Annotated in this window: 1 pseudogene; it reads right to left on the reverse strand. The window is 70.3% G+C overall.

The window, feature by feature from the left end:
• Positions 1–246: 246 nt before the first annotated feature.
• Positions 247–887: pseudogene (locus AOK08_RS41880) on the reverse strand (hypothetical protein); the annotation flags it as partial.

Raw genomic sequence — 887 nt, forward strand, 5'->3', positions numbered from 1 at the left:
AGTGGGTGCGGGCCGCGGCCCATCGCGGATCCTGTGCAGGACGACTCGTGGCGGGGCATCCGGGCCAAGGGCCTCCATACCAGCGGCGAGGGAGCGGGCAGCCGCCCGTCGTGCTCTCCTTCTCGGTATCGGCGCGGGTGCGCAGGATCCAGCCGACGCCACGGATTTCCTCGTTGGCAGCGAACAGAGTCTGGGCTTCGTCGAGTTGAGCGAGGGCTTGGGTGTATCGAGCGTGGTGCCAGCTGATCACCGCCTTTTCCCGCAGGGTCCAGGCCAGCCCGCGCTCCAGTGGCAGGGCCCGGAAGCGCAGCTCGGCCGCGGTGAGGGTTCGCTCGGCTTCCCGCAGTGCGCCTTGCTGCGCTGCAGGATTCCCAGGTTGCCCAGGGCGTCGCTTTCGCCGTGTGCGTCGCCTGAGCTGCGGAAGAGAGCGATCGCTTCGCTGAAGCACTCTGCGGCCCTGTCCAGGTCATCGCCGCCGTCGCGCAGGGCTTCGCCGAGGTTGCGCAGCAGTGCGGCACGGGCCTGGCCATCCCTCAGCCGGTCGGCCGCGTCCAAAGCGAGCCCGTGGACCTGACCGCTGATGTCCCAGCGCCATTGATGCTCAAGAGCGATGCTCATCGCGTCGGTGATCTCCCAGCACAGCTCCCACCACCCGCGAGCGTGAGCGTGGGTGACGGCTGCCACCAGAACGGCACGCTCGGCTTCGAACCAATGGACGGCCTCCCACACGTCACCTGCCACGGCGTCCTCCGGCGGGGAACGACGGACTGCCCCGTCACGGCCGCTGTGCCGGGCACCTGCCGGCCGTAACTGCGCATCGGCTGCGTCGGCCGCGCTGAGGAGGGCACCGAGCAGACGCCGCACGGCGCTGTCGGCCTCGCCCACCG

The organism is Streptomyces graminilatus (genome assembly GCF_001418565.1).
GTDB classification, from domain to species: Bacteria; Actinomycetota; Actinomycetes; order Streptomycetales; family Streptomycetaceae; genus Streptomyces; species Streptomyces graminilatus.